The sequence below is a fragment of the Promicromonospora sp. AC04 genome (assembly GCF_003058225.1).
Classification (GTDB): domain Bacteria; phylum Actinomycetota; class Actinomycetes; order Actinomycetales; family Cellulomonadaceae; genus Promicromonospora.
This window is the reverse complement of record NZ_QBUG01000003.1, coordinates 264,578-290,800: the sequence shown is the minus strand read 5'-3', so window position 1 is coordinate 290,800 and position 26,223 is coordinate 264,578. Positions and strand designations below refer to the sequence as shown.

Sequence of the window (26,223 nt, the reverse complement as noted above, 5' to 3'; positions counted from 1 at the left end):
CCTCATCCCGGGGACGCAGACGCGTCCCGCCCAGCCGCATGTTCTCCCGGCCGGCGGGGGTGAGCCACGGGAGGCGGTGATGCGAGCGGGTGAATTTTGCCGTGCCCGCCCGGTAAATAGGACGCCGAGTCAGAATGGGGATTATGCAGACCGACGGACGCAAGGAGACGCCGACCGAACGGGCCGACCGCAACTGGATCGAGCTCCTCCAGGAGCTGCGCGTCATGCAGACCGGCGTACAGATCCTCACCGGCTTCCTGCTCACGCTGCCCTTCCAGTCGCGGTTCGCCGACCTCGACGACTACCAGCGCACCGTCTACCTGGCCCTCGTCGTGACGTCGGTGACCGCCACGGCCCTCATCGTGGCCCCGGTCAGCGTGCACCGGTCGTTGTTCCGCCAGCAGATGAAGAGCGACATCGTCACCCTCGGCGACCGGATCACCCGGGTCGCGCTCGGTGTGCTCGCCCTGGTGATCACGGGCGCGACGCTGCTCGTCTTCGACATCGTGGTCGGGCGCACGGCGGGGATGGTCGCCGGCGCCTGCGTGCTCGTGGTCCTGGCGGTCGTGTGGGTGGTACTCCCCGAGGTGCTGCGCCGCCGCGGCTGATCAGAGCGTCTTGTGCCAGGCCACGATCCGGTCCACCGCGCGCGACACCGTGTCCAACGACGACGCGAACGACAGCCGCACCCAGTCCCCGCCGTGCACGCCGTCGAAGTCGGTGCCGGGCGTGATCGCGACGTCGGCCTCGGCAAGGAGCCGCGCGCAGTACGTGACGGAGTCCAGGCCGAACGAGGCAATGTTGCCGTACAGGTAGAACGCGCCGTCGGCGGGGGCGACGGGCCGCCAGCCGAGCTCGCCGAGCCGCTCCAGGAGCAGCTCGCGCGACGCCGCGTAGGCGGCCACGTTCTGGGCGGCTGCCTCATATCCCTCGGGCGTGAACGCCGCGATGCCCGCCTGCTGCGCGAGCGCGGGCGGCGAGAGCGCCACGTTGCTCGCGAGGGCGTCGACGGGCCCCACCAGCTCATCAGGCAGCACGAGCCAGCCGAGGCGCCAGCCGGTCATCGCCCAGTACTTGGAGAACGAGTTCACGACGACGGCGCCCTGGCCGACGAACGTCGCCGCCGTCGCCTGCGCCACCTCGTCCGAGTACGCGATGCCGTGGTAGATCTCGTCGCTGATCAGGCGCACGTCGTGGTCGGCGCACCACTCGGCGATCGCGGCCAGCTCGGCCGGCGTGATCATCGTGCCGGTCGGGTTCGCGGGCGAGGCGACCATGACGCCGTCGAGCCCGCCGCCGTAGTAGGCCTCGTTGAGCTGCGACACCGTGGGCTGGTAGCGGGTCTCGGGGCCGCAGTCGAGCTCCACGACCTCGCAGCCCAGCGCCGACAGGATGTTCTTGTACGCGGGGTAGCCCGGCCGGGCGAGGGCCACGCGGTCGCCGACGTCGAACGACGCGAGGAACGCGAGCACGAACCCGCCGCTCGACCCCGTGGTGACGGCGATACGCGCCCGGTCGACGTCGACGTCGTACCAGCGCTTGTAGTGGCCCGCGATCTCGGCGCGCAGCGCCGGGACGCCCATCGCCTCGGTGTAGCCGAGGTTGCCGTCCCGGAGCAGCGCGATTGCTCGCTCCCGCACGACGTCGGACGCACCGGTGGACGGCTCCCCCGCACAGAGGTTGAGCACGTCCGCCCCGGTGGCCCGGCGCGCGTTCGCGGCGGCGAGCACCTCCATGACGGCGAACGGGGGCACGTGGGACCGACGAGAGACCTTCATGCGGCCATCATGGCCCACCGAGGTGCCTGACGGCGGCACGAGCCGGCGAGGGTTTCACCAGTGCACGCGGGCGAACGTCGTCGATGCGACTCCGTTGTTGCCGAGGGTGGTCCAGGCGATACGGTCGCCGTCGATCCCGACCGCGGCCTGCTCGCGGGCGAGCCGGACGACGCCCGGGGCACCGTCCCTGTCCACCATCGCGTAGGCCGAGCCGTCCTCGGTCGACCAGGCGACGGTCCCTGCGGACACGTCCAGGGCGGTGACCGGGAGCGGCACGACGCCTTCGTCCGTCACACAGGCACGCCGGTCCTTGCGCCAGCCGTCGATCCGCAGATTCATCAGGATGCGCCGCGCATACGGGCCGGCCGATCCCACGAACGCCGCGAACTCCGCGTCGGTGTCCCGCACGACCTGCACCCGAGCGCGTGCCGGGTCGACGACGGGTTGCTCGGCTGTTTCCACGTTCATACCGCCCACCACGGGTGAGGCGACGCAGAGGTTGCCTCGTTCCCGGAAGCGGCCGAGTGACTCACCCGGCCATCATGCCTGCCGGCCCATCCGGCGGCGGGGTGCCATTGCCCGCCTTCGTCACCGCGAGAGCCACATAATTCTGAGCCTAGGCACACAATTATGTCGATAGGAATACAATTGTGTCGGCGGTGGCGTGTCGAGAGGAGCAATCATGGACTGGACACACCCGGAGCATGTGTTCGGGTCAGGGCTCGAGCCGATCGCGCTGCGCGTCCTGTGGCGAGCAGGAGCGCCTTTGACCGGTTCCGAGATTCACCGACTCGCCGGGAAAGGATCCGTTGGGGGCATCCGGTTGGCCCTCTCCCGACTCGCTCTCCAGGGAATCGTCGTGTCGTCCCGGATTGGCGCGTCGACCACACATGCCCTGAACAGGGACCATCTCGGCTTCGCCGCGATCGATGCCGCCTTCAACGCGATCGATCCGTGGACACAGTTCCGGTCGCGCGTCGTCAAGGTTGTAACCGAACATGGTCCGGACGATCCTCAATCGGTCACGGTTGCCATCTTCGGTTCTGTCGCACGCGGTGACGCCAGGCTGGACTCCGACGTCGACCTAGCCGTCGTCGTCAGCGAGATGGACGACGTTGCCGAAAACCTCGCCGATGAGCTCCGACACGAGCTCGGCGCGGCCACCGGACAGGCCATTCAGGTCTACTTGACCACGCCCGCACGGCTACACGACGCCGTACGTCTCACGGACCCGATCGTCGAGTCGTTCCGCTCGGATGCTCGTGCTGTGTCCGGGCCGGATATCCGCACGTATCTCCAGGAGCATCGATGACCCCACGCCAGCAGCCTCGAACGCGAACCATGACTGTCGGTGACGTCCGGGTACGCGCCGCAACAGCGCGCAAGTATCAAGAGGTCGGCGAGATGGTCCTAGGCGAGGCGCCCGACGAACGACAGGTTGCCGGCGGATTGGCCGCATTGGCGGCCATTGCTGCGTCTGATGCGATCTGTGGAGCCCGACTCGGGCGCTGCGCCATCGGACAGGACCATGCACAAGCAGAGAACCTTCTCGCCACGGTCAATCCCGATGGCCGAGAACTCGCGAAGAGGCTCTCCCGTGTCCTCGCAGAGAAATCCAACGCTCATTACGGGACGACCTACCTGAGCGGAGCGGAGACGCTGAGCATGATCAAGAACGCCCGTGCGCTCGTCGACGCGCTGGACGTGCACCTGAGCTAGTTCGCGTGGGAGGCGCCGATCACCTCTTCCCGGCCGCTTGTGAAAGTTGTAACATGACGCCATGGCGCCGGGATCGCGCGATGACGCAGACAACGACCCCCTCCGCCGGGCCGCGCAGTACCGCGTGGACCGGGAGGCAGAGCTCGCCGGCGAACCGGCCGAGTCCCCCGAGGCCGAGCCCGACGACGCGAACGAGTCCGACGGGAAGAAGTCGCCCGGCGGCATGAGCCCCGAGGAGCGCTCCCGCTACGTCGACGTGGTGGTCGACCAGGCGATGCGTCGCGGCGAGTTCGACAACCTCCCCCTCCACGGCAAGCCGATTCCCGGCCTGAGCGGCACGCACGACCCCGACTGGTGGGTCAAGGGCCTGATCGAGCGCGAGAACATCACCGGCGTCCTGCCGTCGGCCCAGCTCCGCAAGGACGCCGCCGAGCTGGACGGCAAGCTCGACCTGGAGGCGATGGAGGTCCGCGTCCGGGAGATCGTCACGGACTTCAACGCCCGCGTCGTCGACGCTCGGCGCCAGCTTCAGGGCGGCCCGCCCATCGTCACCCCGACGCGGGACGTGGACGAGGAGGTCCGGAGGTGGCAGGCCCGCCGCGCGGCGCGGCGTTCCGCGAGCGCCGGCCCGACGGCGGCTGCGCGGCGCACGACGGCGGCGGCCTCGGATGTCAGGCCCTGGTGGAGGTTCTGGAGATGAGCCTCGGCACAACAGTGCCGATGCGGGCACAATCGTGCCCGCATCTGAGCGGAGTCAGAACCCGTACGCCGTGACGATGACCATGGCGGTCATCAGCCAGTAGGGCACGGACCCGAGCGCGAACCCCAGTCCCGCAGCCACGGCCATGCGCCCCCAGCTGGCCCCGAACCTGCCGAACAGTGCTCCGGCGGCCATGGCGAGACAGCCCGCGATCGTCACCCCCTCGGCGGTGCCCTGCGAGATCAGCATCCCGAGTATCAGCGCAGCGATCCCGACGGCGGTCTCGCTGCGAGCGAGAAACGGCCCGCCCCGGCGAGCCCGGGGGTGAGTCTCCTGGTGCGTTGTCATGGCGCATCGCCCCTCGTGCCCGACATCGGTGTGGGCACCTCGATTCCAGGATCCCACCAGGGCCCATTCTTTGCCAGGGGCCGCCAGAATCAGGGGGTGGGCGGCTCGGCGTCGGCCGGGGCGAGAACGTATCCGCGGAACCAGCGCCCCGTCTCGCGCCACACCTGCTCCCGCGCGGGCTTCGCGGAGAGGGTCGCGTCGTGCAGGCCACCCCTGATGCGCACGAGCGTGGTGAGCAAGCCGACGTCGGGCACGCGGCGGGCGATACCGATCACGTCCAGCACCGAGTCCGTGCTCTTCATGTCCTCGCTCCACCGGGTCGGGATGGTGCTGCGGGTGCTGAGCAGCACCAGGACCGGCACCTCGATGCCCAGACCACGCGCCACCTGTTCCTGCCCGCGGAAGATCGCGGCGAGCCAGGCGGGGGTGGCGCGCCAGCCGGCGTCGGGCCGCCAGGCTGCGTCGTAGTCCCACTCGCCGTCGAACCGCGACGAGATGGAGCGCGCGTACAGGCCGCGGTCCAGGTTGACGAGCTGGCTGCGCGGCACGAGCACGGACTGCACCCGGATCGTGGGCTCCATGAACTTGCGCCCCACCTCACGGGTCTGGAACTCCAGCCACGGCCCGTTCAGCACGAGCCCGGCGACGCGCTCCTGGTTGCGCGCCGTCCACAGGCTGAGGATGAGGCCGCCCGTGGAGTGGCCCATGAGCACGAGCTTGCGCGCGGGCCGGGTGTCGGGGCCGTGCCCCATGACGTCGAGCGCGGCCTCGATCTCCTCGTCGTAGATGGCCAGGTTGCGCACGTACCCCGGGGTCTGCCCCTCGCGCAGGCTGCGACCGTAACGTCGCAGGTCGAGCGCGTGGAACCGCACGCCGAGCGACTCCCAGAAGTCGGCGAGGTGGGTCTGGAAGAAGTAGTCGAGCCAGCCGTGCACGTACAGCAGGTCGACGCCGGCGTCGGGCACGGCGGCCCGCGGCTCGCCGTCCTGCGCGAACTCGGACGCGATCTCGGTCGCGGCCCCGGACGCGACATCGGGATGCAACCGCGACGCGCCGCGCAGGCCCAGCCGCCGCCCCAGCTCCGACAGCTCGTCCCAGAGGCGCGCCACCTGCGGGTTTTCCGCGCCCACCCGACGGATGCCCCGGCGTTGCCCGGCATCGCCGGATCGGTCGGGGGCCGGGCGGGCGCGACGCACCAGCGTCGCCACCACCTCGGCCTCGTCCTCGTCGGGTTGCAACGGCAGCGTCAGGCGTTCGAAGCCCGGCAGCACGTCTGACTCCCAGTCCGGCTCCGGCTTCGGCCCGTCTTCCAGGCCCGGGGAGAGGCTCGTCATCCCACCGACGGTAACCGGAGGTGCGCCCATTCTGCTGGGTAGTCGTCGAGCCAGACCTCGAGCGACTGCGCTTCCCGCCCGGCCAGGTACCCGACGTCCGGGCTCACCTCGGCGAACACGCCCGCCTCGATCGCCTGGCACTGGGTGATCCAATCCTCCACCTCGGTGGCGGTCGACCGGTAGAACAGGGCGCGCGCCTGCTCCGCGGTCTGCGGCACGTACCGGATGGTCCGGCCCGCGGCCGCCGACAGCGCCGCCGCGATCTCGTCGAAGCTCAGCGCCTCGGGGCCGGTCAGCTGGTACGCCCGGCCCGCGTGCCTGCGCCGGTCCTCGTCGAGGAGGACGGCGGTGGCGACGTCGGCCACGTCGTCGTGCGATACGGAGGCGACCCGGCCCTGACCAGCGGGTGCGCGGAGCACCGCGCTCCGCCCCGGGCTGGACGACTCGTCGTGGACCGCGAAGGTCGAGGTGCGATGGAACATGGTGGTGCGCAGCATCGTCCACGTCAGGTCGGTGCCTCGCAGGTACTCCTCGGTGAGCCAGTCGTCCCGGGCGGCGGTGGCGATGGCGCTCGGTCCCGCGCCGACCGACGACACGTAGACCACGTGCCGCACCCCGGCGAGCACGGCGGCGTCGATCGCCGCGCGGTGCTTGCCGAGCCTGCCGGGACGCTCTCGGCTGGGCACGAGGAACACAGCCTCGGCCCCGGCAAAAGCGCTGGTCAGGAACCTGGTATCGGCGTCGGTCGGCGTGGCGACGATCTCGGCCTCAGGCAGCGGGGCGCCGTCGGGCAGCCGGGGTGCCGCGCCTCGGCCGGTGACCAGGAGGCGCTGCTGACCGCCCGCCGCGGCTACGCGGAAGGCAAGCCTGGAGCCCAGCCGGCCGTCAGCCCCCGTGAGGACGACCAGCCGTTCGGGCGACGCGGACGTCATTCCCTCACCGTAATCGGCGGATCACAACCGGGTCGGGTGTGCGGGGGTGAAACCTGTGCCGATCAGGTGCCCGAGGGCACACCCAGCTCCGCGCGCACGAAGTCGACGACGCCGTCCGCGGCCGCCTCGATCTCGGTCAGGCACACCTCGAAGTCCTCGGGTCCGCCGTACCAGGGGTCGGCGACGTCGAGCTGGTGCTCGGGAGCGCCGTCCGCGGCCGGGTCGAACGACCGGTACATCCGAATCGTGGGGTCCGCCTGCGCACTGCCGGCAAGGTTCCGCAGGACCTGCGCGTGCCGGGTCGTCATCGCGAGAATCAGGTCCCGCGAGCCGACGTCGTCCCTGGTCACCCGGCGTGCCCGGTGTCCGTCGCCGGTGGGGTAGCCGTGCTCGGCGAGGACCGCGCGAGCACGGCGGTCCACCGGATTACCGTGCTCCTCGTCGCTCACGCCGGACGAGTCCACCACCACGGCGTCGCCCAGGCCCGCGGCCTCGAAACGGTCGCGGAGCACGACCTCGGCCATCGGGGACCTGCAGATGTTTCCCGTGCAGACGGTCATCACGCGGTAGGCAGTCACGCGCACATTCTTCCCTGCGGCCGGTGGGCGCGGGAAAGCCCGCGGGGCGACATGTGTCAGCCGTGCTGGACGAGGGCACGGCACCCGCGGGCTCCGGTGGTCGCGAGGAAATCGCCACCAGTGTCCCGTTGCGCCTGAGCGATCAGGAAGGCCCCGTGCTGAGCCCCCTGAGCGCCGTCGGCGCGAAACGCATACGCGTCACGCGACTAGCGCGCGACCACCTCATGGGTCCGATGTGAAATCACTTCTCGGATCACCTCCCTTCTCATGTGCCCACGAACCTACGCCGCCCGGCGGCGTGCGCACAGGGTTTTTTCCTCGCGGCGAAATCCATAGCCTCGGGCACCGGTCCGAGCGACGACTTTCGCGGCGCCGGTCCGTCTGCCCTGCATGACCATCACCCCCGTCGACGCCTTCACGACGTCGGCCGACGGCACCCGGATCGCGTACGACCTCACTGGGCCAGGCCGCGGCCTGGCGCCGGCGATCGTGGTGGTCGACGGCGTCCTCTCCCACCGCCTGCCCGTCACGCTCGCCGTGGCGTCGGCGCTGGGCGACCGGGCGACCACGCTGCGGTACGACCGCCGCGGGCGGGGCGGGAGCGGCGACAATCCCCCGTACAGCGTGGACCGGGAGGTCGACGACATCGCCGCGCTGCTGGAGGTCACCGGCCCGGCCGCGCTGCTGGGCATCTCCTCGGGCGCGTTCCTCGCGCTGCGTGCGGCGGCCGACCTCGGCGACGGCGTCACCGGCGTCCTCTGCTACGAGGCGGCCTATGACGTGGCGAGCGGCGAGCCGCCCGTCGACCCCCGGATGATCGCGGGCGTCGAGGCCTGCATCGAGGTGGGCGACCCAGGCAGCGCCGTCGAGCTGTTCCTCGACGTGGTGGGCATGCCGTGCCGGCTCGTGCCGCGCATGCGGGCATCGGCGTCGTGGGCGGACCTCGAGTCGATAGCGCCGACCATCGCCTACGACGGGCGGATACTCGCGAGCGTCGCCCTGGGCCGCCGTGCCCTGATGGGCCGGTGGCACCTGATCTCCCAGCCGGTCCTGGTGGTCGACGGCACCGCGAGCGCCGCGACGGTCGCGGCGGCCGCGGAGTCGCTGGCGGCGGTGCTTCCGGCGGCACGTCGCGTGACCCTGCCCGGGCACGGGACGGACGTGCCGCCGGAAGCGATGGCGGAGGCGGTTGCGAGCCTCCTCGGTGTCAGTCCGTGAGCGTTCCTCGCGGCTCGACGACGGGGACGAAGCCGGTCGGGCTGTCGAGCTTGGCGGTCTCCGCGCCGGAGAGGGCGCGGGCGGACGGTGCGCCGCCGAGCTCGGTCAGGGACATGCGCTCGTACTTGGCGTACTGGTGGGTGACCTGACCGTCCGAACGGTCGGTGACGCGCCACCGGCCACCCACGCGGACCGACTGCGGGGCCTCGGAGTAGACGCCGAAGTAGCCGCATCCGTCGGCGTCCAGGACTACCCCGTTCGAGATGTGGTCGGGCTGCTCCTGGCCCGCACCCGGGTAGACCGTGCCGTTGCTGCCGACGAACTGCACGGACACGTTGCCGGTCGGGTCGTAGCCCGGCGCGGCGCAGATGTAGACGTTGGCAGCGAGGTAGCCCTCGTAGTCGTCGACGGAGTCGCTGAGCGCGGTGTTGAAGTTCCAGAGGCTGAACCACTGGTACGTCGAGAACGGGTTCGCGAACGAGGACTGGACCCACATGTACGTGCGGTTGCTGGTGTCCTTGCCCGCCACGTTCGACACGACCGCACGGAACTGGTTGAGCTCGTGCATGGTCGCGGCGGTGAACGTGAGCGTGGAGCTCGTCTTCCCGGACATGTCGGTCCAGGTGCCGGTCGCCGGGGTCCAGCGCTGCCACTGGTAGCTGAGGCTGCCGCCGGTGGCGGAGACCTTGAGGGTGACGGTCCGGCCCACCGTGGTCTGCACGTAGCGCGTCGGGTGCGTCGTCACGTTCGGCGTGCTGACGCCGACCGGCCACTTGACGGTCTCGGTCGCGGCGCTGAGGCGCGTGGTCGGCAGGTACGCGTACTTGCGGCCGACGATCTCGACGGAGATGTTCTTGCCGTGCTCGTTGCGCGTGAGCCGGTAGGTGCGGCTGGTCGCGCCCGGGATCGGCCGGCCCTCGGCCCGCCACTGGTAGGTGACCACGGACGGAGTGGGCGACCAGGTGCCGCGGTTCGCGGTGAGGGTCTGGCCCACGCGGACCGTCCCGCTGATCGTCGGCACGGACGCCCGCCCGAACGGCTTCGAGACGACGGACGCCGGCGACGTGACGCTCTTGGTGGTGTAGCCGGCCTTGGAGCCCGTCACCGTGACCGTGAGCTTGTCACCGTGCAGGCTGGCGGGGATCTTGTAGGTGCGGCTGGTCGCGCCGGCGATCGGGTTGCCGTTCGCCTTCCACCGGTACGTCAGGGACGCCGTCGGGGAGAAGTGGCCCGTCGTGGCACCGACCAGGGCGTCGACCTTGACCGTGCCGTTGATCTGCGGCGTCGTGGTGGTGAAGGTGGCGTTCGCGACGGTGGCGAACGCGCTGTAGGCGGTCTCCGGCGTGTAGCCGTCCTTCGTCCCGGTCACCACGAGGCGCAGCGTCTTGCCCGCGTGCGCGGCCTGGGGCGTGAACGTCGAGGTGGTGGCGACCGTGAGGCCGCTGACGCGCCACTCGTAGGCGAGCGCGGTGCCCTCGGGCCAGGTGCCTGCCTGGGCCGTGAGCGTCGAGCCGACGCGGACCGTACCGGAGATGCTCGGGGTGCCGGCGGCGATCTCGCCCGGTGCCACCGGCCCGGCGGCGGCCGCTGCGACGGGCTCGCTCGTCGCGCCGCCCGCTGTCGCGGCGACGGTGCCGATCACGTACTGGTCGAGGTAGGTGGGCAGGAGTGCCAGGGTCGGCTCGGTGGCGTCGTCGATGCGGACGTCAGAGGCATCCAGCACCGCGTCGGCACTGAGGAGCCACGAGTAGTCGACGCTCTCGGGCTCGGGCGCCCAGGTGCCGCCGGTCTGGTCGATGGTGAGCGTGGAGCCGACGGCGGCCGCACCGTTCACCGCGAGGGTGCCGGTGAAGACGGGCGCGTCCGAGGTCTCCTCCGTCGCTGACGCGGGCACCGCGACGAGCGGTGCCCCGACCAGGGCGAGTACGGCGATCGATGCGCCGGTGCGCCAGCGGCGAGCCGTGCGGTGAGTGGGTGCGGGTGTGGCGAACGCGGGATGAGCTTCGCCGAGGGGGGTGGGATTCATTGGGGTCCTTCGCGATCCGTGACAGGACGGGGCGCCGGGACCGTCGTCGGTCCCGGGCGCCGCGAACGTAACGCGCCTCGAATGGTGCCGGAAGCAACATTTACCAAGAATCGGCAGAACTCCGTCGGAGTTCACCCGCCAGTTCACCCGCTGTCAGAGCCGCTCGCCGGCCGGGCTCGCCAAGACCTCGGTCTCGACGAGCTCGACCGGCGGGGCTCCGTCGCGCTCAGAACGGCCGGCGAGCCGTGACCAGGATGCGTGGCGCCTCGTCGACGAGCACGTTGCCCGTCGCGAAGTGCATGTGCAGACCGCGCAGCGCCGCCTCGTGCCGCGCGACGGCGGCGGGGCTGAGGTCGGCGAGGTCCGGCACCTGCCATGCCGCCATCCGCAGGTACCAGAGCACGGACGACAGGTCCTTGAACGTGCGCGTGCCCGCGTACTCGGTGGCCTCCACGATCTCGAGGCCGGAGGCGACGAGACCGTCGGAGATGACGTCGATAGTGACACCGTCCGGGTCCCAGCCGAGCGGCACCCGCAGCGCATTGTTGAGGGCGATCCCGTCGCGCGTGTCCACCTGCTCGGTGAGGAACATCCCGCCCGGCTCCAGCACCCGGCCAACCTCGTCGGGGTCGATGGTGCTGAACCGGCTGAGTACCGCGCTGTACTGGCCGTCGAAGAAGGGCAGCAGCACGTCACCCGTCCAGGACGGCTCGACCCGACGCACCTCCACACCGAGCGGCGCCAGGCGGCGTCGGGCGGCGAGGAAGGCCGGGCCGAGCTCTGTCGCGGCCGAACCCCTCGGGAGCGGGCCGAGGCCCGCGAAGAAGTCGCCGTCACCGGTGCCGATGTCGAGCACTGCCCCTCGGGCCTTGAGCACGATCTCGCGGGCGAGGGCGGGGTAGTCCCACTTCGGGGCGTCGATCATGAGACGGTCGTCGACGGGAGCGTCGTCGAGACCGCGCGTGAACAGCGCCGCGGGTGTTGCAGGAGTCGCAGGGGCGTTGCGCGCCCATTCGATGTGGTCCTCGAACGGCGCGTCCGGCGCCGGAGCTGGGGCGATCGAGACGTCAAGCATGTGGGAGATTGTGGCGCAAACGGGGAGCAAGGGCTAACAGTGGCGTAAACACGACCGGAGGAGTCGTTCCGATGGGGGATCAGATACTCGGAAAAGGGCTGCCACCGGTGGAGACGCCTCCGCTCCGGGTGGTCGGCATGATGTCCGGCACGTCCCACGACGCCGTCGACGCCGCCGCGTGCGAGCTGCGGCTCGCCGACGACACGCTGATGCTCACGCCGCTCGGGCACCTCTCCGTCCCCTACCCGGCAGCGCTCCGCGCCGACCTCGTGGCGGCCCTTCCCCCGTCCCCGACCACTATGGAGGCCGTGTGCCGGCTGGACACGGGAATCGGACAGGCCTTCGCCGAGGTCGCCGCGCGCGCCGTGGCCGAGCTCTGCGACGGCCGCGCCGACCTCGTCGTCTCGCACGGCCAGACGGTCTTCCACTGGGCGTCCGACGGCGGCGGCGTGCGCGGCACCCTGCAGATCGGCGAGCCCGCGTGGATCGCCGAGTCGACGGGACTGCCCGTCGTCTCGGGCCTCCGCACCCGCGACGTCGCTGCGGGCGGGCAAGGCGCTCCCCTGGTCGGCCTGTTCGACGCGCTGTGGCTCGCGGGCCGTCCCGGCACCCCTGTTGCGCTCAACCTGGGTGGCATCGCGAACGTGACGGTGCTGCCGTCGGCGGTCGCGCCCGACTCGCCGGCGAGCAAGCCCGCCTCCCCGGCCGTCGAGCTTTTCGAGACCCCGCTCGCCTTCGACACCGGCCCCGCCTGCGCGTTGCTCGACGCCGCGACGCGGCACGTCACCGGCGGCCGCCTCGCCTTCGACGCCGACGGCGCCCTCGCCGCCCGCGGGCGGGTGCTCCCCGACCTCCTGGAGCGCCTGCTCGACGATCCGTACTACGCCCGCCCGGCACCGAAGTCGACCGGCAAGGAGCTCTTCCACCTGGGCTACCTGCTGGATCGCCTCGGGCCCACGCTGTCGGCGCCGGAGGACCTGCTCGCCACCCTCGTGGCGCTCACCGCCCGCACCGTGGCCGACGCCGTCCGGCGCACCGCCACCGAGGTCGTCGCCTCCGGCGGGGGTACCCGCAACCCCGTGCTCATGGCGGCGCTCCGGGACGAGCTGCCGGGTGTCGCCGTCCGGACCTCCGACGAGCTGGGTGTGCCGAGCCAGGCCAAGGAGGCCCTGGCGTTCGCGGTGCTGGGCTGGCACACCTGGCACGGCCTGCCCGGCGTGCTGCCTGGTCCGACGGGTGCGCGGCGCCCGAGCGTGCTGGGCTCGGTGACGCCGGGGGCGGACGGGCGCTTCCCGCCGGGCCGGGCCGCCGCCGGCGCCCTGCCCACGCGGCTGGAGATCGCCCACCCCGCCTGAGCCTGCGGTCTCGCGGATGCCGCCGACGACATCTCGCCGGGTGATAAACGGCAGGAGGCCCCATTTTGGCGGGAATGCGTGTGTTGCGCTGGATACAGTCGCGCGACTTGTCGTTCCGCGCAACCCGACGATCACGGGCTACACGACCAGGTCGGTCACGAGCTCCCGCACAGCCACCATCCGCTGACCGCCGCTGACACACCTATGCCCCACCTTTCGCGCGCATGGATCATGCGCCCTGCTTTCCCGGAGTGCTCGATGCCAACTTCCATTCACCTGCGGCTTCTTCTGTCGGCCCGGCGGATCTGCTTGTCCGCGCTGACGTCCGGCCTCGCCCTCGGCCTTGCCGTGACGACTGTCGGTGCGGCTCCCGCCCAGGCCACGCCGGCGGCGTCGAACACGGCTCCTGCGGCCCTCACCGAAGCGCTCGACCCGGCCTTCGTCCAGGAGGGCATGCCGAGCCCGCACGGCGGGCAGGTGGTGATGTGGGGTGATCGGGAGTGGGCGTACCAGCCAGCCATGGACGTGGTTCCCGAGGCATTGCCTGACGGCGTCCAGGCGACGGCCATCTCGTCGTACAACAGCGAGCTCCTCGTCCTACGCAGCGACGGACTCGTCGACGGGTACGACTCGGCAGGCATGCTCGACCCGTCCGCGCCTCCTGCGGGAACCTCGTACACGGCGATCTCGGCGAGCGCTGGACGGCTCCTGCGGTCTGACGGCGTGGTCGTCGACACCTCCGGAAATGTCGTGCTGACTCCTCCGACCGGCACGGTCTACACGGCGGTGTCCGGGTACGACGCCCTGAGGTCCGACGGCGTCATCGCTCCGCTCAGCGGTGACGGTGCCAGGTGTGCAGCCGGACGCCGGCCGGGTGCGGGCCTTCGGTACACGGCGATCAGCAGCTTTCCTGACTACCCGCTCTGGGCGGCGCTCCGATCCGACGGCGCCCTGGTCTACTGCGCCAAGTCCGGCGAGACGGTCGTGGCGAAGCCGAGCGCGGGTACCCGCTTCGTCGGCGTCGACCAGTCGGAGGACGAGATCCTCGCTGCCACGTCGGACGGTCGGATCGTGGCGATCATGGGCGCGCAGCCGCCGGCGGTGCCGGACGGCCGCTCGGTAGTCTCGCTGGCTGCGATGGGTGCCGGGCAGGGCGCCGCGGTCCTGGACGACGGGACGATCCTCCGGTGGGGACTGAGCGGCGAGGACGGCGAGCTCCCGGCGCTGCCGGCCGAGCGGGGGACGTACTCGGCCGTGGAGCACGGGGCGTACAACAGCCATCACTGGGCGATCATGGTCGGCGATCCGATCCCGGTCGAGGTGACCGCGGACGTCGCGGAACCGGCGGACAGGCCGCTCCGGGTCACGGACGACCTGAATGTCGACCTGACGATCCGCACTGCGGACGGGACTGCCGCGTTCGGGCACATCTCGGTCCGGACGATCGACCCGGAGGGGATCGAGGACCGATCGCCCAGGCGATCCACGCTGACCGGAGCCGCCAGGATCGCCGTCAACACCTTCCTGGAGCCCGGTGACGGGGTGGGGACTTGGGACGTGTCGGCCGTGTTCACCGGATCGCCGTTCGCCACCACGACGGCGACGACCTCGGCAGACGTGGCGGAGCCGAGCCCGGTGCGGATCGTGACCTCCGGACTCACGACATGGCGTCAGACCGCCAACGAGGGGACGCTCTGCTTCGATGTGGAGTCGGTAGACGGATCCCCGCTGTGGGGCCGAGGGTTCAGCATGAGCGTGGCGGAGGACAGTACCAAGAGCATCAGCGGCGGATTCTCAGGCCGCGAGTGCGTCAACAACCTGAGCCTCGAACCACGTACCTGGACCGTGGCCTTCGGCTACAGCGGCTGGGGCGCGATCGATCGTGGTGACTGGAGCGGGACGGTCGTCGTGCAGGAGCCGGCGGTGAGCACCCTGCGGGTCGACCTGCCGACAACCTGGCGCTACGGCCAGATCCCCGACAGGATCCCGTTCACCGTCGACGCGGAGGAGCTTTCCGCACAGGGGGTCGTTCGGCTGTCGCTCAACGGCCGGTACGCGACAGGTGCGACGGTCGAGGACGGCACCGGCGCTTTCGAGACGTGGGCCGAGCCGGTACCGGGTACGCACCACTACCTCTTTGAGTACGAGGGAGGCTTCGGTGCCCTCCCGTCGAGCTACGAGCAGACGGTCACTGTGCTGCCCGCGCTGTTCACGACAGCCGCACCGACGGTGAGCGGCACGGCAAAGGTCGGGGCGGCCCTGACCGCCGAGCGCGGTGCATGGGCGCCCGAGCCGATTGGCGTGCAGCATGTCTGGAAGGCCGACGGCGTTGTGATCAAGGATGCGACGAGCTCCGTACTGACGGTACCGGCCTCAGCAGCGGGCAAGAAGATCACGGTCACGGTGATCGGTGACCGGCAGTACTACACGACGGCGTCGGCGACCAGCGCCCCCACCGCCGTCGTCGCTCCCGGCACGTTCACCGCCCCGCGGCCGACGATCACGGGCACGGTGAAGGTCGGCAGGACGCTGACGGCCAGCCGCGGAACGTGGTCACCCGCGCCGTCGTCGGTGAAGTACGTGTGGAAGGCGAACGGGGTCCCGATCTCGACGCGGACAACCAGCACGTTCGTGGTGCCGGCCTCCGCCAAGGGAAAGCGGCTGACCGTCACGGTGATCGGCTCCCGGACCGGGTACACGACGAAGACCGTGGCCAGCGCGGCGACCGCGACGGTCGCGTCCGGGACCTTCACGGCGCCGCGGCCGACGATCACGGGGACGACGAGGGTCGGGTCGACCCTGACGGCAAATCGTGGATCCTGGTCGCCGGCGCCGTCGTCGGACACGTACGTGTGGAAGGCGGACGGCGTGACGATAGCGACGCGGACGAGCAACCGGTTCGTCATCCCGTCGCGAGCCCGCGGCAAGCAGCTGACGGTCACGGTGATCGGTTCCCGGACCGGCTACACGACCAAGTCGGTGACGAGCTTCCGGACTGCGACGATCCGCTGACACGCGGGACAGTCCCAGGTCTGCCGAGGCAGTGACATCCGCGGGATGTTGCTGCCTCGGCCGTTCCTGGGAGTGCGGGACCCGAGGCGACCGAAGGTCTCGGACCCCGCCTGACGGGCCGGATCTCTGGGGAGAAGTACCCATGTCAGGCACCTCCCTAGACCCGGGTCCAGGTATGACGAAGGCCCCGACTCTCTGAGTCGGGGCCTTGCGTACAACGTGCGCGAGGGGGGAGTTGAACCCCCACGCCCTTTCGGGCACACGGACCTGAACCGTGCGCGTCTGCCTATTCCGCCACTCGCGCGCTGCTGGATGAGGCTAGCACGGCACAGAGGCCCACTCCGAATCCAATAACGGTGAAGTGGTTCACGTCCCGCCGCAGGTCTAGTAGCGTGCGGATCCGCCCACGTCTCTCCTCGCCGCGCCACCTGAGGGAAGATCGGAGAAGATCCGCAGGACATCCACAGTATTGGAGTCTGCGGGGACCTACCGGTCTATACGATCTAGGTAGTCTGCCCGGCGCAGACCCTGGAAGGAGGTGGCATGGGCGCCCTGGACCGCTTCGAGAAGAGCGTGGAGCGCATGATGAACAACGCGTTCGCCAAGGTGGGACGTGGCGAAGTGAAACCCGTCGAGCTGGCGAGCAGGCTGCGGCGTGAGTTGGACGACCGTGCCGCGGTCGTCGGACGCGACCGTACCGTCGCACCGAACGAGTTCACTATCGAGCTCGCTCCCGACGACTTCGCCCAGATCGAGGCGTGGGGCGCACAGACCCTCGCCGACGAGCTCGCGTCCAACATCACGGCATACGCCGCGACGCAGCACTATGCGTTCGTGGGTCCCGTGAGCGTGACGTTCGACGAACAGTACGAGCTGGTACCCGGCCGTTTCACCGTGCGCTCGCGCAGCGTGCAGGGAAGCGTCGCCCCGGCGACCTCCGGCGCGCCGACCGGCCGGCACCCGCTCATCGACATCGATGGTCAGCGGTACCTGCTGACGGGACCCGTGACCGTCATCGGGCGCGACGCCGAAGCGGACATCGTGGTGGACGACCCGGGGGTCTCCCGGCGTCACCTCGAGATCCGCGTGACGCCGGACGGCGTCGTCGCGACCGACATGGGCTCCACCAACGGCCTGTACGTGGAGGGCCACCAGGTCCCAGCCGCGACTCTGCTCGATGGCAACACGATGACCATCGGCCGTACCCGCATCATGTTCTGGACCGGCAGTGCGTCCGGTTCGGACAACGAGGACTGGTGAAAAATCCGACATGAGCGAGCTGACGTTCACCCTGCTCCGGCTGGGCTACCTCGTGCTGCTGTGGGTGTTCGTGCTCTCCGCCGTCGCCGTGCTCCGGCGCGACCTGGCCGGACCTCGCACGTCCAGCAGCCGGCGTCGCCGGCCTGAGCTCGCCGGGCCGACGCCGACGCCGACCCCCGGTGGCGGCGCACCCCGCGCGCCCCAGCGCGGTGGTCCGTCGCGGCTCGTCGTGGTGGCCGGCCCGCTCACCGGGACGACCATTCCGCTCACCTCGTCCGGTGTGCTGATCGGCCGCGCACCGAGCTGCACCCTCGTGCTGGACGACGACTACTCGTCGTCGCGCCACGCGCGGATCTTCCCCCAGGGCGGCCAGTGGTTCGTGGAGGACCTCGGTTCCACGAACGGCACCTACATCGGAGAGGAGCGGGTGCAGGGCATCATCCCGCTCGCTCCAGGTGTGGGCGTGCAGATCGGACAGTCCGTCGTCGAGCTCCAGGGATGACCACCACGTGACCGTGACCTTGCGGTATGCCGCGCGCTCCGACGTCGGCCTCGTCCGCTCCAACAACCAGGATTCCGCCTATGCGGGGCCCAACCTCCTCGTCGTGGCCGACGGGATGGGCGGACACGCAGGCGGCGACGTCGCGTCCGCGCTGACCATCGCGGCCCTGGTGGGCCTCGACCGGCCCGACCACAGCTCCGACCAGTCGATGTCCGAGCTGGAACGCTCGATCGACCGCGCCCGGCAGGACCTCGTCGATGCGACGACGGCCGACCCGGACCTGGCGGGCATGGGCACCACCGTCACCGCGCTGCTGAAGTCCGGCAACACGCTTGCCATGGCCCACCTGGGCGACTCGCGCGCGTACCTGCTGCGGGACCGCACCCTGGCGCAGGTCACGGTGGACCACACCTTCGTGCAGCACCTGGTCGACACCGGCCGCATCACCCCCGACGAGGCCGAGACCCACCCGCAGCGCAACGTCGTCATGCGGGTGCTCGGCGACTTCGACCTGGACCTCACGCCCGACCTGTCGATCCGTGAGGCGGTACCCGGCGACCGCTGGATGCTCTGCTCCGACGGCCTGTCCGGATTCGTCCCCGACGAGGAGATCGCCGAGGTCCTCATCTCGGTCCCCGCCCCGCAGGACGCCGTCGAGCGCCTTGTCTCGATGTCCATGCGTGCGGGCAGCACCGACAACATCACCGTCGTCGTGGCAGACGTCCTGGACGAGAGCGCGGCGGCCACCACGGCCGCCACCGTCACCCCCGAGATCGTCGGCTCGGCAGCCCTCGCTGGCGTGACCGCGGCGGGCGGCGGCGCGCCGTCCGCCACCGCTCTGCCCGGCGCCGACATCGACGGCGACACCGTGACCGGCTTCAGCCGGGCCGCGACCGCGCCGGGCGGACAGCAGGCGACGTCGCCCGTGGCGGTGGGCGTCCTGCCCGACCCCGCAGCACAGGACGACCTTGCCGACACGCTCGAGCAGGCAATGATCGCCGGCTCGACCGACGAGGAGCAGTACCAGCCCGACATCCAGCCCGACGACGGCCTGGACGACGAGGCCGACAAGGCGACGACCGCGCCGAAGAAGCGCGCCTGGCTGACCGTGCTCGGCGCCCTCCTGCTCGTCGTGGGCCTGGGCCTGGCGGGCTGGGGCGGCTACCGCTGGACCCAGACCCAGTACTACGTGGGCGAGGCCGACGGCCAGGTGGCCGTGTTCCGCGGCATCCCGGCGACGGTTGGCCCCCTGACGTTCTCGACACCGGTCGAGCTCACGGGCACCCAGGTCGACGAGCTGCCCGTGTTCGTCGCCGACCGTCTGCACGAGACCATCCGGGCCACGTCGCTCGAGGACGCCCGCGGGCGCGCCGAGCGCCTCATCTCGGACGCCGCCGGGGAGACCGAGCCGTCGTCCTCGCCCTCCCCTTCGTCCTCGCCGTCACCCAGCACGAGCGACGAGCCGAGCGGGGACTCGTCGCCCAAGTCCACGCCCACCGCGTCGAACGAGTCCGCTGAAGGGGCAAACGGATGAGCGCCCTCCGGCCCGAGGAGAACGCCCCGGCGCGTATCGCGGAGGCCGTGCTGCTCGTCGTCGCGCTCGCGCTCGGCATGGGTGGCATGTGGATGGTGGGCTACTCCCTCGAGGACGGCCTGCCCGAGGGGTTCTGGACCTACTCGATAGTGCTGGCCGCGCTGGCGTTCACCACGCACATCGTGCTGCGGCTCCGCGCGCCCTACGCCGACCAGGTGATCCTGCCGGCCGTGGTGCTGCTGAACAGCGTGAGCATGGCGATGGTCCTGCGCCTGGACCTCTCGCCGCTGGACATGATGGTCGGCGCCAACGCGCCCCGCCACATCATGTGGTCGGCGATCGGCATCCTCCTCGCGTGCGCCATCATCTTCGTCATCCGCGACCACCGCAGCCTGCGCCGCCTCACCTACACGGCGATGATCGTGGGCATCGTCCTGGTGGTCCTCCCCCTGGTCCCCGGGCTCGGCAGGGAGATCAACGGCGCCCAGATCTGGATCTTCATCGGCCCGTTCTCGCTGCAGCCCGCCGAGTTCGCCAAGATCGCGTTCGCGGTGTTCTTCGCCGGCTATCTGGTCGCGAACAGGGACACCCTGGCGCTGGCCGGCAAGAAGTTCCTGGGCCTGCAGCTTCCCCGCCTGCGCGACCTGGGCCCGATCCTGATCGTCTGGGCCGTGTCCCTGGCCGTTCTCATCGGCGAGAAGGACCTCGGTACCTCGCTGCTGTTCTTCGGCCTGTTCGTCGGCATGCTGTACCTCGCCACCGACCGGGTGGGCTGGATAGTCATCGGCCTCACCATGTTCGCCGCGGGCGCCGTGGTCGCCTGGTCGATCTTCAGCCACGTGCAGGCCCGTGTGGACGTCTGGCTCGACCCGCTCAACCCCGACCTCTACGACCGCGAGTTCGGCAGCTCGTACCAGATCGTCCAGGGCCTGTTCGGCATGGCCCACGGCGGCATGTTCGGCGCGGGCTGGGGTGAGGGGTACTCGGACCGCGTGCCGTTCGCCTACTCCGACTTCATCTACGCCGCGCTCGGCGAAGAGCTCGGTCTGACGGGCCTGCTCGCGATCCTGCTGATCTACCTGGTGATCGTGCAGCGCGGCCTGCGGCACGCGGTCGGCGTCCGCGACGGCTTCGGCAAGCTGCTCGCGGGCGGCCTCGCGTTCGTCATGGCACTGCAGCTCTTCGTCGTGGTCGGCGGCATCACCCGCATCATCCCGCTCACCGGCCTGACCCTGCCCTTCATCGCGCAGGGCGGGTCGTCACTGCTCGCGAACTGGATAGTCATCGCACTCTTGCTACGCATCTCCGACGCTGCCCGGCGTCCGTCGGCGTTGCCCACCCGTGGCGCCCTGGCCGACCCGGCTCCCGCTATGGGCGGCGGCGACGCCATCGAAGTAGGGGGCGCAGGCCCCGTGCAGGCGGGGACCGAGGCCGGGGCAGGCCGGGGCACGACGCCCGACGAGGCCACCCAGATCGTTCGGGGGGTGGACCGGTGAACGCAACCCTGCGCCGCCTGTCGACCATCGTGATGGCCATGTTCCTCAGCCTCATGGTGGCGACCACCTGGATCCAGTTCGTCAGCGCGGGCGACCTGAACGAGGACCCCCGCAACTTCCGCAACATCTACAGCGAGCTGGGCCGCGACCGCGGGCCGATCGTGGTGGGTGGCGAGCCGATCGTCACCTCCGAGCCGGTCGACGACAACTTCAAGTACCAGCGCACCTATTCGGGCGGTGACGCCGGCGCTGCCGCCGTGTACGCGCCGCTGACCGGCTTCTTCGCCGTGACGGGCACCTACACAGGGCTCGAGCGCTACGCGAACGGGTACCTCGGCGGCGAGGACGACTCGCTGTGGCTCGACCGGCTGCAGAACCTCATCACGGGTGAGGAGGCGCAGGGCTCCTCGGTCGAGCTCACCATCGACCCCAAGGTGCAGAAGGCCGCCTGGGACGCCCTCGGGGACTACACCGGAGCGGCCGTTGCCCTGGACCCGAAGACGGGCGCCATCCTCGCGATGGTCTCCAAGCCGTCCTTCGACCCGAACACCATCGCGGTGCACGACGCCGCCGAGGCGACCGCTGCGTACAACCAGCTCCTGAACGAGAATCCCCAGGTCAACACTGTCGACGGCTCGGAGCGGTTCAGCGCCTACGGCCCGACGGTGAACCGCGCCATCAACGCGCTCTACCCGCCTGGGTCGACGTTCAAGCTGCTCACGTCCGCCGCTGCCATCGAGTACGAGGGCATGTCCCCCGACACCTCGATCCCTGCACCGGACATCTACCAGCTTCCCGGCACGTCCGACGCGAACGGCCAGGTGCAGAACTTCGGTGGTGAGACCTGCTCGGGCACGGGCGAGATGACGCTCAAGGACGCCCTGAAGATCTCCTGCAACACCGCGTTCACCGGCCTGGCCGACGAGGTCGGCAAGGACGGCATGCAGCAGATGTTCCAGGACTTCGGTTTCACCGACTCGATCGACATCCCGATGTCCACCTCGATCGGCGAGTACCCGGGCCTGTCCGAGAACGCCAAGGACGACGCGGACGCCCGCATCGCACTGTCGGGCATGGGCCAGGGTGACCTCCGCCTGACGCCGCTCCAGGTGGCCATGATCTCGGCCGCCGTCGCGAACGACGGCGACCTCATGGAGCCGTACCTCATCGAGAGCGTGCGGGACAGCGACCTCGAGCTGGTCAGCCAGACCAAGCCCAACCGCTACAAGAGCCCGTTCTCGTCGTCCACGGCCGAAGCGCTCACCGAGATGATGGTCAGCGTCGTGAACGACGACGGCGGCACCGGCGCGGGCGCGCAGATTCCCGGCGTCCAGGTGGCCGGCAAGACCGGTACCGCCGAGGACGACCCGCGGTCACCCACGCTGTGGTTCACCTCCTTCGCCCCTGCCGACGACCCGCAGGTCGCCGTGGCGGTGGTGCTCGAGAACGAGGGCCAGTCCACCAACGAGTCCACGGGTGGCGCCCTGGCCAGCCCCATCGCCGCGAAGATCATGCAGGCGGCGATCGCACAATGAGGCCGGTCGAGGGTCTGACGCTCGGCGAGCGCTACACGCTGGTGCGGCGCATCGCCATGGGCGGCATGGGCGAGGTCTGGGTCGCGCGCGACGTGAAGCTCGCGCGCGAGATCGCCGTGAAGGTGCTTCGCGAGGAGTACACGGGCAACGAGGACTTTCTTCGTCGCCTGCGCACGGAAGCCCGGAACTCGTCGACCCTCGTCCACCCCAACATCGCGCAGATGTTCGACTACGGCGAGGAGAACGGCGCCGGCTACCTCGTCATGGAGCTGGTCCTGGGCGAGCCGCTCGCCGACCTGCTCGAGCGTGAGCCGGTGCTCCAGCCGGCCCGGCTGCTGCCGATCCTGGCGCAGACGGCGCGTGGCCTGCACGCGGCGCACCTTGCCGGCGTGGTGCACCGTGACGTGAAGCCGGGCAACATCCTGCTGGAGCACTCCGGCACGGTGAAGATCACGGACTTCGGCGTCTCGGTGGCGCAGAACCAGGTCCCCATGACCGCCACTGGCATGGTCATGGGCACCGCGCAGTACCTCTCCCCCGAGCAGGCGGTGGGCCAGTCGGCCACGGGTGCGTCGGACATCTACGCGCTCGGCGTGGTCGCCTACGAGGCGACGGCGGGCCGTCGCCCGTTCACCGGCAGGACGCCGGTCGACATCGCGATCGCGCACGTCAACGCACCTGTGCCGCTGCTGCCGACCTCGGTGCACCCGGGTCTCGCGGAGACCATCACGAAGATGCTGGAGAAGGACCCGGCTCAGCGCATCACCTCGGCGGACCAGCTCGCGCGGCACCTCGACCTGCTCGCCGCGGAGATCGCGGAAGACCCGTTCGGCAGCTCGCGCTACGCGCGCCGCCCGCGCCGCGACGGGCAGCAGCCCTCCTCCTCGCCGCGGGCGAGCAGCAGCCGGAGCAGCACGTCGCAGCCCGGCCCGTCGCACGCGCGACGGCAGGCTCCGTTCGGCCAGAGCAGCGGCGGTCGGCACACCACTGTGGCCAACGCGCAGTCCGCCCCACCGCACCCCGGTTCCGATCCCGGCACGCCGGCCGGTGGTTACGGTTCGGGCACCCCGGCGGGTGGTTACGGCTCCGGGCCCCACGCTTCGGGGTCCTACGGCTCCGACTCGGCGGGGTACGGCACGACGTCGGGTGCCTATGGAACGGACGCCTATGGGCGTCCGTACTCGCCTGGGCCGGGCACCCCGGCCGGGGGTCCCGGCTCTGGTGCGTACGGCACGGACTCCGCCGGCTACGGTTCGGACTCCGCCGGGTACGGTTCGGACTCCGCCGGGTACGGCACGACGTCGGGCGCCTACGGCACGGACGCCTACGGCCGGCCGGCCGCTCCCGGGTACATGCCGCCACCGGCCGGGGGCGCGGCCGGGAACGGGGCGGCGCGGGCCTATCCCTCTCGCCGTGACCTGCACTCGACACGCCAGGACGGGCGGAAGGTCCCCCAGCAGGGTCGATCGGGAGGGCACCCTGGGAAGGGACGCCGGAGTCTGTCGTCCGACATCCGAGGTTGGGTGAACGGGATCGAGGATCGTGTTGGGGTCCGCGTGTCCTGGCCGCTCGTCGCGCTGGTCGCGTTGCTGCTCGTGGTCCTCATCATCATGTTGGTCACCGGGGGCGGCGACGACAACGCCCTGCAGGGCCCGTGGGGTTCCTCCGAAATCTACGCCGAAACGCTGAATCCCCCAGCAGGGGCTGCACTCGCCGCTTCTGGGATGATGCTCCTCAACGAGTCGTATGCCCTGAGGCACACGGCCACGACATCAAAGGACCTATGAGTGGTGGAGAACACGCCCCGCGTACTCGCCGGCCGTTATGAGGTCGGTGAGCTAATCGGCCGTGGCGGCATGGCAGAGGTACACATCGGCCATGACACACGTCTCGGTCGTACGGTCGCGATCAAGGTGCTGCGTTCCGACCTCGCTCGCGACCCGTCCTTCCTCACGCGCTTCCGGCGTGAGGCACAGTCCGCTGCCGCACTGAACCACCCGGCGGTCGTCGCCGTGTACGACACCGGCGAGGACATCCACCAGAACGCCGCCGGCGAGGACGTGCACGTGCCGTTCATCGTCATGGAGTACGTCGAGGGACACACCGTCCGCGACATCCTGACCGACGGCGCGGCGGTGCCGATCGAGGAGGCCGTCGAGATCACTGTCGGCGTGCTGAGCGCGCTGGAGTACTCGCACCACGCGGGCATCGTGCACCGCGACATCAAGCCCGCGAACGTGATGATCACGCCCACGGGCGCGGTCAAGGTGATGGACTTCGGCATCGCCCGCGCCATGGCCGACTCCGCCGCGACGATGACACAGACCCACGCCGTGATCGGCACCGCGCAGTACCTCTCGCCGGAGCAGGCTCGCGGCGAGCAGGTGGACACCCGGTCCGACCTGTACTCCACCGGCTGCATGCTGTTCGAGCTGCTCACGGGACGCCCGCCGTTCCAGGGCGACTCGCCGGTCGCCGTCGCCTACCAGCACGTGGGCCAGGAGCCGCAGCGCCCGTCGGAGGTCGCCACCGACGTCCCCGAGGTGCTCGACCGCATCACCCTCAAGGCGCTGACCAAGGACCGCGACCACCGGTACAGCACCGCTGCGGAGTTCCGCAGCGACCTGAACGCCGCGATGCGCGGCGGGCAGATCAGCGCTCCGATGGTCGGCGCCATGATGGGCGCCACGCAGGTCGCCGGCCCGCCCGCGTACGGCGCCACGCAGGTCATGACGCCCGCGCAGGGCAACTGGGGACCGGCGACGGCGCAGCAGAGCCCGGTCACGCCCGGCGGCGGGTACCCCGGCCAGCCCACCCGCGGCCAGCGTGAGCCCGAGAAGAAGAGCAGGGCCCTCATGTGGTGGCTGCTCGGCATCGCCCTGGCGGCCGTCGCGGCCATCGTCATCGCCATGCTGATGAACAACGGCACCGAGGAGCCGACGACGACCCTCGTGCCCGCGATCTCGGACGGCCTGACCGCCGACGAGGCCAAGGCGCAGATCGAGGCCGCCGGGCTGACGTTCCAGCGGGCCATCGACAAGGAGTCCGACCTCGACGAGGGCCTGACCACCGGCACTACCGACCCGGTCGCGGGCACGGAGGTCTCCGATGGCTCGACGGTCACCGTCTACGTCGCCGGCGCCCCTGGGCAGTTCAACATGCCCGACCTCAGCGGCCAGACCGAGGATGCGGCCAAGGCCGCGCTCGACGAGGCCGGTCTCCAGTACAGCAGCACAGAGACCGAGAACAGCCCGGACGTCGACGCGGGCATGGTGACCAAGACCGAGCCCAGCGCCGGCCAGACCGTGCAGGAGGGCCAGGAGGTCGTCCTGTACGTGTCGAGCGGCAAGGTCACGATCCCCAACCTGGTGGGCCAGTCTCGCGACGCGGCCGAGCAGCAGCTGCAGGCCCTCGGCCTCAACATCCAATGGGACGAGGAGGAGAGCGACCAGGTCCCGGAGGGTTCGGTGGCGCGCACCGACCCGGGGGAGGGCGACGTCGACCAGGGCTCCTACGTCACCGTCTACATCGCGACGGCTCCGGCTCCCCAGGAGACGACAGTCCCCGCGGACCTCTACGGCAAGACGCTCGATGAGGCCTACGTCGCGTGCACTGGCGTGCAGATCACCTGCCAGCAGGCGTCGGAGGAGTACTCGGACACCTTCCCCGAGGGAACGGTGATCAGCTCGAACCCGGCTCCCGGTGCGACCGTCGAGATCGGCGCCACGATCAACCTGGTGATCTCGCTCGGCCCTGAAAATGGTGGCGGGGAAGGCGACGGCGAGGACATCATCCCGTGAGCCACGCTCCGACCGGGCGTC

Annotated in this window: 22 protein-coding genes and 1 tRNA gene; 14 read left to right on the top strand and 9 right to left on the bottom strand. The window is 70.6% G+C overall.

The genetic code is table 11. From position 1 onward, the window contains the following. Positions 1-143 precede the first annotated feature (143 nt). Entirely contained in the window at positions 144-608 is a 465-nt protein-coding gene (locus tag C8K30_RS10410) for a DUF6328 family protein (protein ID WP_108492829.1), read from the top strand. On the opposite strand, the gene C8K30_RS10405 is transcribed toward C8K30_RS10410, so the two are convergent. Beyond that, positions 609-1,778 (bottom strand): pyridoxal phosphate-dependent aminotransferase, encoded by a 1,170-nt coding sequence (locus C8K30_RS10405; protein WP_108492828.1) that lies wholly within the window; start codon positions 1,776-1,778, stop codon positions 609-611. A 54-nt stretch (positions 1,779-1,832) separates the two neighbouring features. Next, a complete protein-coding gene (locus C8K30_RS10400; RefSeq protein WP_108492827.1) occupies positions 1,833-2,246 on the bottom strand; it encodes a hypothetical protein in 414 nt (137 codons plus the stop codon). 214 nt (positions 2,247-2,460) lie between these two features. Between C8K30_RS10400 and C8K30_RS10395 the strand changes: the two genes are divergently transcribed. The 3 genes from C8K30_RS10395 (at position 2,461) to C8K30_RS10385 (ending at position 4,197) form a co-directional block, all read left to right on the top strand. Further along, positions 2,461-3,090, top strand: a complete 630-nt coding sequence (locus tag C8K30_RS10395) for a nucleotidyltransferase domain-containing protein (RefSeq protein WP_108492826.1) — start codon at positions 2,461-2,463, stop codon at positions 3,088-3,090. Continuing rightward, a complete protein-coding gene (locus C8K30_RS10390) occupies positions 3,087-3,497 on the top strand; it encodes a hypothetical protein (RefSeq protein WP_146197412.1) in 411 nt (136 codons plus the stop codon). The genes C8K30_RS10395 and C8K30_RS10390 overlap by 4 nt, the downstream gene beginning before the upstream one ends. Before the next feature lie 61 nt (positions 3,498-3,558). Further along, a complete protein-coding gene (locus C8K30_RS10385; protein ID WP_108492824.1) occupies positions 3,559-4,197 on the top strand; it encodes a DUF1992 domain-containing protein in 639 nt (212 codons plus the stop codon). 54 nt (positions 4,198-4,251) lie between these two features. On the opposite strand, the gene C8K30_RS10380 is transcribed toward C8K30_RS10385, so the two are convergent. From C8K30_RS10380 to C8K30_RS10365, 4 genes are all read right to left on the bottom strand, one after another. Next, positions 4,252-4,545 (bottom strand): hypothetical protein, encoded by a 294-nt coding sequence (locus C8K30_RS10380; protein WP_108492823.1) that lies wholly within the window; start codon positions 4,543-4,545, stop codon positions 4,252-4,254. 89 nt (positions 4,546-4,634) lie between these two features. Then, positions 4,635-5,879 (bottom strand): alpha/beta hydrolase, encoded by a 1,245-nt coding sequence (locus C8K30_RS10375; RefSeq protein ID WP_108492822.1) that lies wholly within the window; start codon positions 5,877-5,879, stop codon positions 4,635-4,637. Beyond that, positions 5,876-6,811, bottom strand: a complete 936-nt coding sequence (locus C8K30_RS10370; protein ID WP_108492821.1) for an NAD(P)H-binding protein — start codon at positions 6,809-6,811, stop codon at positions 5,876-5,878. Before C8K30_RS10370 ends, C8K30_RS10375 begins: the two co-directional genes overlap by 4 nt. A gap of 62 nt (positions 6,812-6,873) precedes the next feature. Next, on the bottom strand, positions 6,874-7,371 hold the full coding sequence (locus C8K30_RS10365; RefSeq protein WP_108493059.1) for a low molecular weight protein-tyrosine-phosphatase: 498 nt from the start codon (positions 7,369-7,371) through the stop codon (positions 6,874-6,876). Between the two features lie 408 nt (positions 7,372-7,779). On the opposite strand from C8K30_RS10365, the gene C8K30_RS10360 reads away from it, so the two are divergent. Next, positions 7,780-8,607: an alpha/beta fold hydrolase gene (locus C8K30_RS10360; protein ID WP_108492820.1), complete on the top strand. Its 828-nt coding sequence runs from the start codon at positions 7,780-7,782 to the stop codon at positions 8,605-8,607. Here the strand turns inward: C8K30_RS10360 and C8K30_RS10355 are convergent. Both C8K30_RS10355 and C8K30_RS10350 read right to left on the bottom strand, forming a co-directional pair. After that, positions 8,597-10,633: a hypothetical protein gene (locus tag C8K30_RS10355; protein ID WP_108492819.1), complete on the bottom strand. Its 2,037-nt coding sequence runs from the start codon at positions 10,631-10,633 to the stop codon at positions 8,597-8,599. The two genes, C8K30_RS10360 and C8K30_RS10355, sit on opposite strands and share 11 nt — an antisense overlap. Before the next feature lie 226 nt (positions 10,634-10,859). Continuing rightward, the gene (locus tag C8K30_RS10350; RefSeq protein ID WP_108492818.1) at positions 10,860-11,708 is read right to left on the bottom strand and encodes a class I SAM-dependent methyltransferase; all 849 of its coding nucleotides are present in this window, start codon (positions 11,706-11,708) and stop codon (positions 10,860-10,862) included. A gap of 71 nt (positions 11,709-11,779) precedes the next feature. On the opposite strand from C8K30_RS10350, the gene C8K30_RS10345 reads away from it, so the two are divergent. Next, positions 11,780-13,063: an anhydro-N-acetylmuramic acid kinase gene (locus C8K30_RS10345; RefSeq protein WP_108492817.1), complete on the top strand. Its 1,284-nt coding sequence runs from the start codon at positions 11,780-11,782 to the stop codon at positions 13,061-13,063. Positions 13,064-13,321: 258 nt separating this feature from the next. Continuing rightward, positions 13,322-16,075, top strand: a complete 2,754-nt coding sequence (locus C8K30_RS10340) for a hypothetical protein (RefSeq protein ID WP_146197411.1) — start codon at positions 13,322-13,324, stop codon at positions 16,073-16,075. A 220-nt stretch (positions 16,076-16,295) separates the two neighbouring features. On the opposite strand, the gene C8K30_RS10335 is transcribed toward C8K30_RS10340, so the two are convergent. Beyond that, positions 16,296-16,379 (bottom strand) — tRNA-Leu (locus tag C8K30_RS10335). A 239-nt stretch (positions 16,380-16,618) separates the two neighbouring features. Between C8K30_RS10335 and C8K30_RS10330 the strand changes: the two genes are divergently transcribed. Genes C8K30_RS10330 through pknB form a run of 7 tightly spaced genes read left to right on the top strand, consistent with a single transcriptional unit; the run spans position 16,619 to position 26,202 of the window. Continuing rightward, on the top strand, positions 16,619-17,335 hold the full coding sequence (locus tag C8K30_RS10330) for a DUF3662 and FHA domain-containing protein (RefSeq protein WP_108492815.1): 717 nt from the start codon (positions 16,619-16,621) through the stop codon (positions 17,333-17,335). A gap of 10 nt (positions 17,336-17,345) precedes the next feature. After that, positions 17,346-17,837 (top strand): FHA domain-containing protein, encoded by a 492-nt coding sequence (locus C8K30_RS10325; RefSeq protein WP_108492814.1) that lies wholly within the window; start codon positions 17,346-17,348, stop codon positions 17,835-17,837. A 7-nt stretch (positions 17,838-17,844) separates the two neighbouring features. After that, positions 17,845-19,371, top strand: a complete 1,527-nt coding sequence (locus tag C8K30_RS10320; protein WP_108492813.1) for a PP2C family serine/threonine-protein phosphatase — start codon at positions 17,845-17,847, stop codon at positions 19,369-19,371. Then, entirely contained in the window at positions 19,368-20,867 is a 1,500-nt protein-coding gene (locus C8K30_RS10315; protein ID WP_108492812.1) for an FtsW/RodA/SpoVE family cell cycle protein, read from the top strand. The genes C8K30_RS10320 and C8K30_RS10315 overlap by 4 nt, the downstream gene beginning before the upstream one ends. Continuing rightward, on the top strand, positions 20,864-22,402 hold the full coding sequence (locus C8K30_RS10310) for a penicillin-binding protein 2 (protein WP_108492811.1): 1,539 nt from the start codon (positions 20,864-20,866) through the stop codon (positions 22,400-22,402). Before C8K30_RS10315 ends, C8K30_RS10310 begins: the two co-directional genes overlap by 4 nt. After that, on the top strand, positions 22,399-24,189 hold the full coding sequence (locus tag C8K30_RS10305) for a serine/threonine-protein kinase (protein ID WP_108492810.1): 1,791 nt from the start codon (positions 22,399-22,401) through the stop codon (positions 24,187-24,189). Before C8K30_RS10310 ends, C8K30_RS10305 begins: the two co-directional genes overlap by 4 nt. Next, positions 24,190-26,202 carry a Stk1 family PASTA domain-containing Ser/Thr kinase gene (pknB, locus tag C8K30_RS10300; RefSeq protein ID WP_108492809.1) on the top strand — a complete coding sequence of 671 codons (2,013 nt, stop codon included), beginning with the start codon at positions 24,190-24,192 and terminating at the stop codon, positions 26,200-26,202. Positions 26,203-26,223: the final 21 nt, after the last annotated feature.

Excerpts from the sequence above, each read along its gene's own strand:
- C8K30_RS10380 (WP_108492823.1), bottom strand. The coding sequence starts at position 4,545 with ATGACAACGCACCAGGAGACTCACCCCCGGGCTCGCCGGGGCGGGCCG.
- C8K30_RS10325 (WP_108492814.1), top strand. The coding sequence starts at position 17,346 with ATGAGCGAGCTGACGTTCACCCTGCTCCGGCTGGGCTACCTCGTGCTG.
- C8K30_RS10330 (WP_108492815.1), top strand. The coding sequence starts at position 16,619 with ATGGGCGCCCTGGACCGCTTCGAGAAGAGCGTGGAGCGCATGATGAAC.
- C8K30_RS10385 (WP_108492824.1), top strand. The coding sequence starts at position 3,559 with ATGGCGCCGGGATCGCGCGATGACGCAGACAACGACCCCCTCCGCCGG.
- C8K30_RS10360 (WP_108492820.1), top strand. The coding sequence starts at position 7,780 with ATGACCATCACCCCCGTCGACGCCTTCACGACGTCGGCCGACGGCACC.
- C8K30_RS10355 (WP_108492819.1), bottom strand. The coding sequence starts at position 10,633 with ATGAATCCCACCCCCCTCGGCGAAGCTCATCCCGCGTTCGCCACACCC.
- C8K30_RS10405 (WP_108492828.1), bottom strand. The coding sequence starts at position 1,778 with ATGAAGGTCTCTCGTCGGTCCCACGTGCCCCCGTTCGCCGTCATGGAG.
- C8K30_RS10305 (WP_108492810.1), top strand. The coding sequence starts at position 22,399 with ATGAGGCCGGTCGAGGGTCTGACGCTCGGCGAGCGCTACACGCTGGTG.
- C8K30_RS10315 (WP_108492812.1), top strand. The coding sequence starts at position 19,368 with ATGAGCGCCCTCCGGCCCGAGGAGAACGCCCCGGCGCGTATCGCGGAG.
- C8K30_RS10340 (WP_146197411.1), top strand. The coding sequence starts at position 13,322 with ATGCCAACTTCCATTCACCTGCGGCTTCTTCTGTCGGCCCGGCGGATC.
- C8K30_RS10375 (WP_108492822.1), bottom strand. The coding sequence starts at position 5,879 with ATGACGAGCCTCTCCCCGGGCCTGGAAGACGGGCCGAAGCCGGAGCCG.
- C8K30_RS10345 (WP_108492817.1), top strand. The coding sequence starts at position 11,780 with ATGGGGGATCAGATACTCGGAAAAGGGCTGCCACCGGTGGAGACGCCT.
- C8K30_RS10410 (WP_108492829.1), top strand. The coding sequence starts at position 144 with ATGCAGACCGACGGACGCAAGGAGACGCCGACCGAACGGGCCGACCGC.
- C8K30_RS10350 (WP_108492818.1), bottom strand. The coding sequence starts at position 11,708 with ATGCTTGACGTCTCGATCGCCCCAGCTCCGGCGCCGGACGCGCCGTTC.
- C8K30_RS10400 (WP_108492827.1), bottom strand. The coding sequence starts at position 2,246 with ATGAACGTGGAAACAGCCGAGCAACCCGTCGTCGACCCGGCACGCGCT.
- C8K30_RS10365 (WP_108493059.1), bottom strand. The coding sequence starts at position 7,371 with ATGACCGTCTGCACGGGAAACATCTGCAGGTCCCCGATGGCCGAGGTC.
- C8K30_RS10395 (WP_108492826.1), top strand. The coding sequence starts at position 2,461 with ATGGACTGGACACACCCGGAGCATGTGTTCGGGTCAGGGCTCGAGCCG.
- C8K30_RS10370 (WP_108492821.1), bottom strand. The coding sequence starts at position 6,811 with ATGACGTCCGCGTCGCCCGAACGGCTGGTCGTCCTCACGGGGGCTGAC.
- C8K30_RS10390 (WP_146197412.1), top strand. The coding sequence starts at position 3,087 with ATGACCCCACGCCAGCAGCCTCGAACGCGAACCATGACTGTCGGTGAC.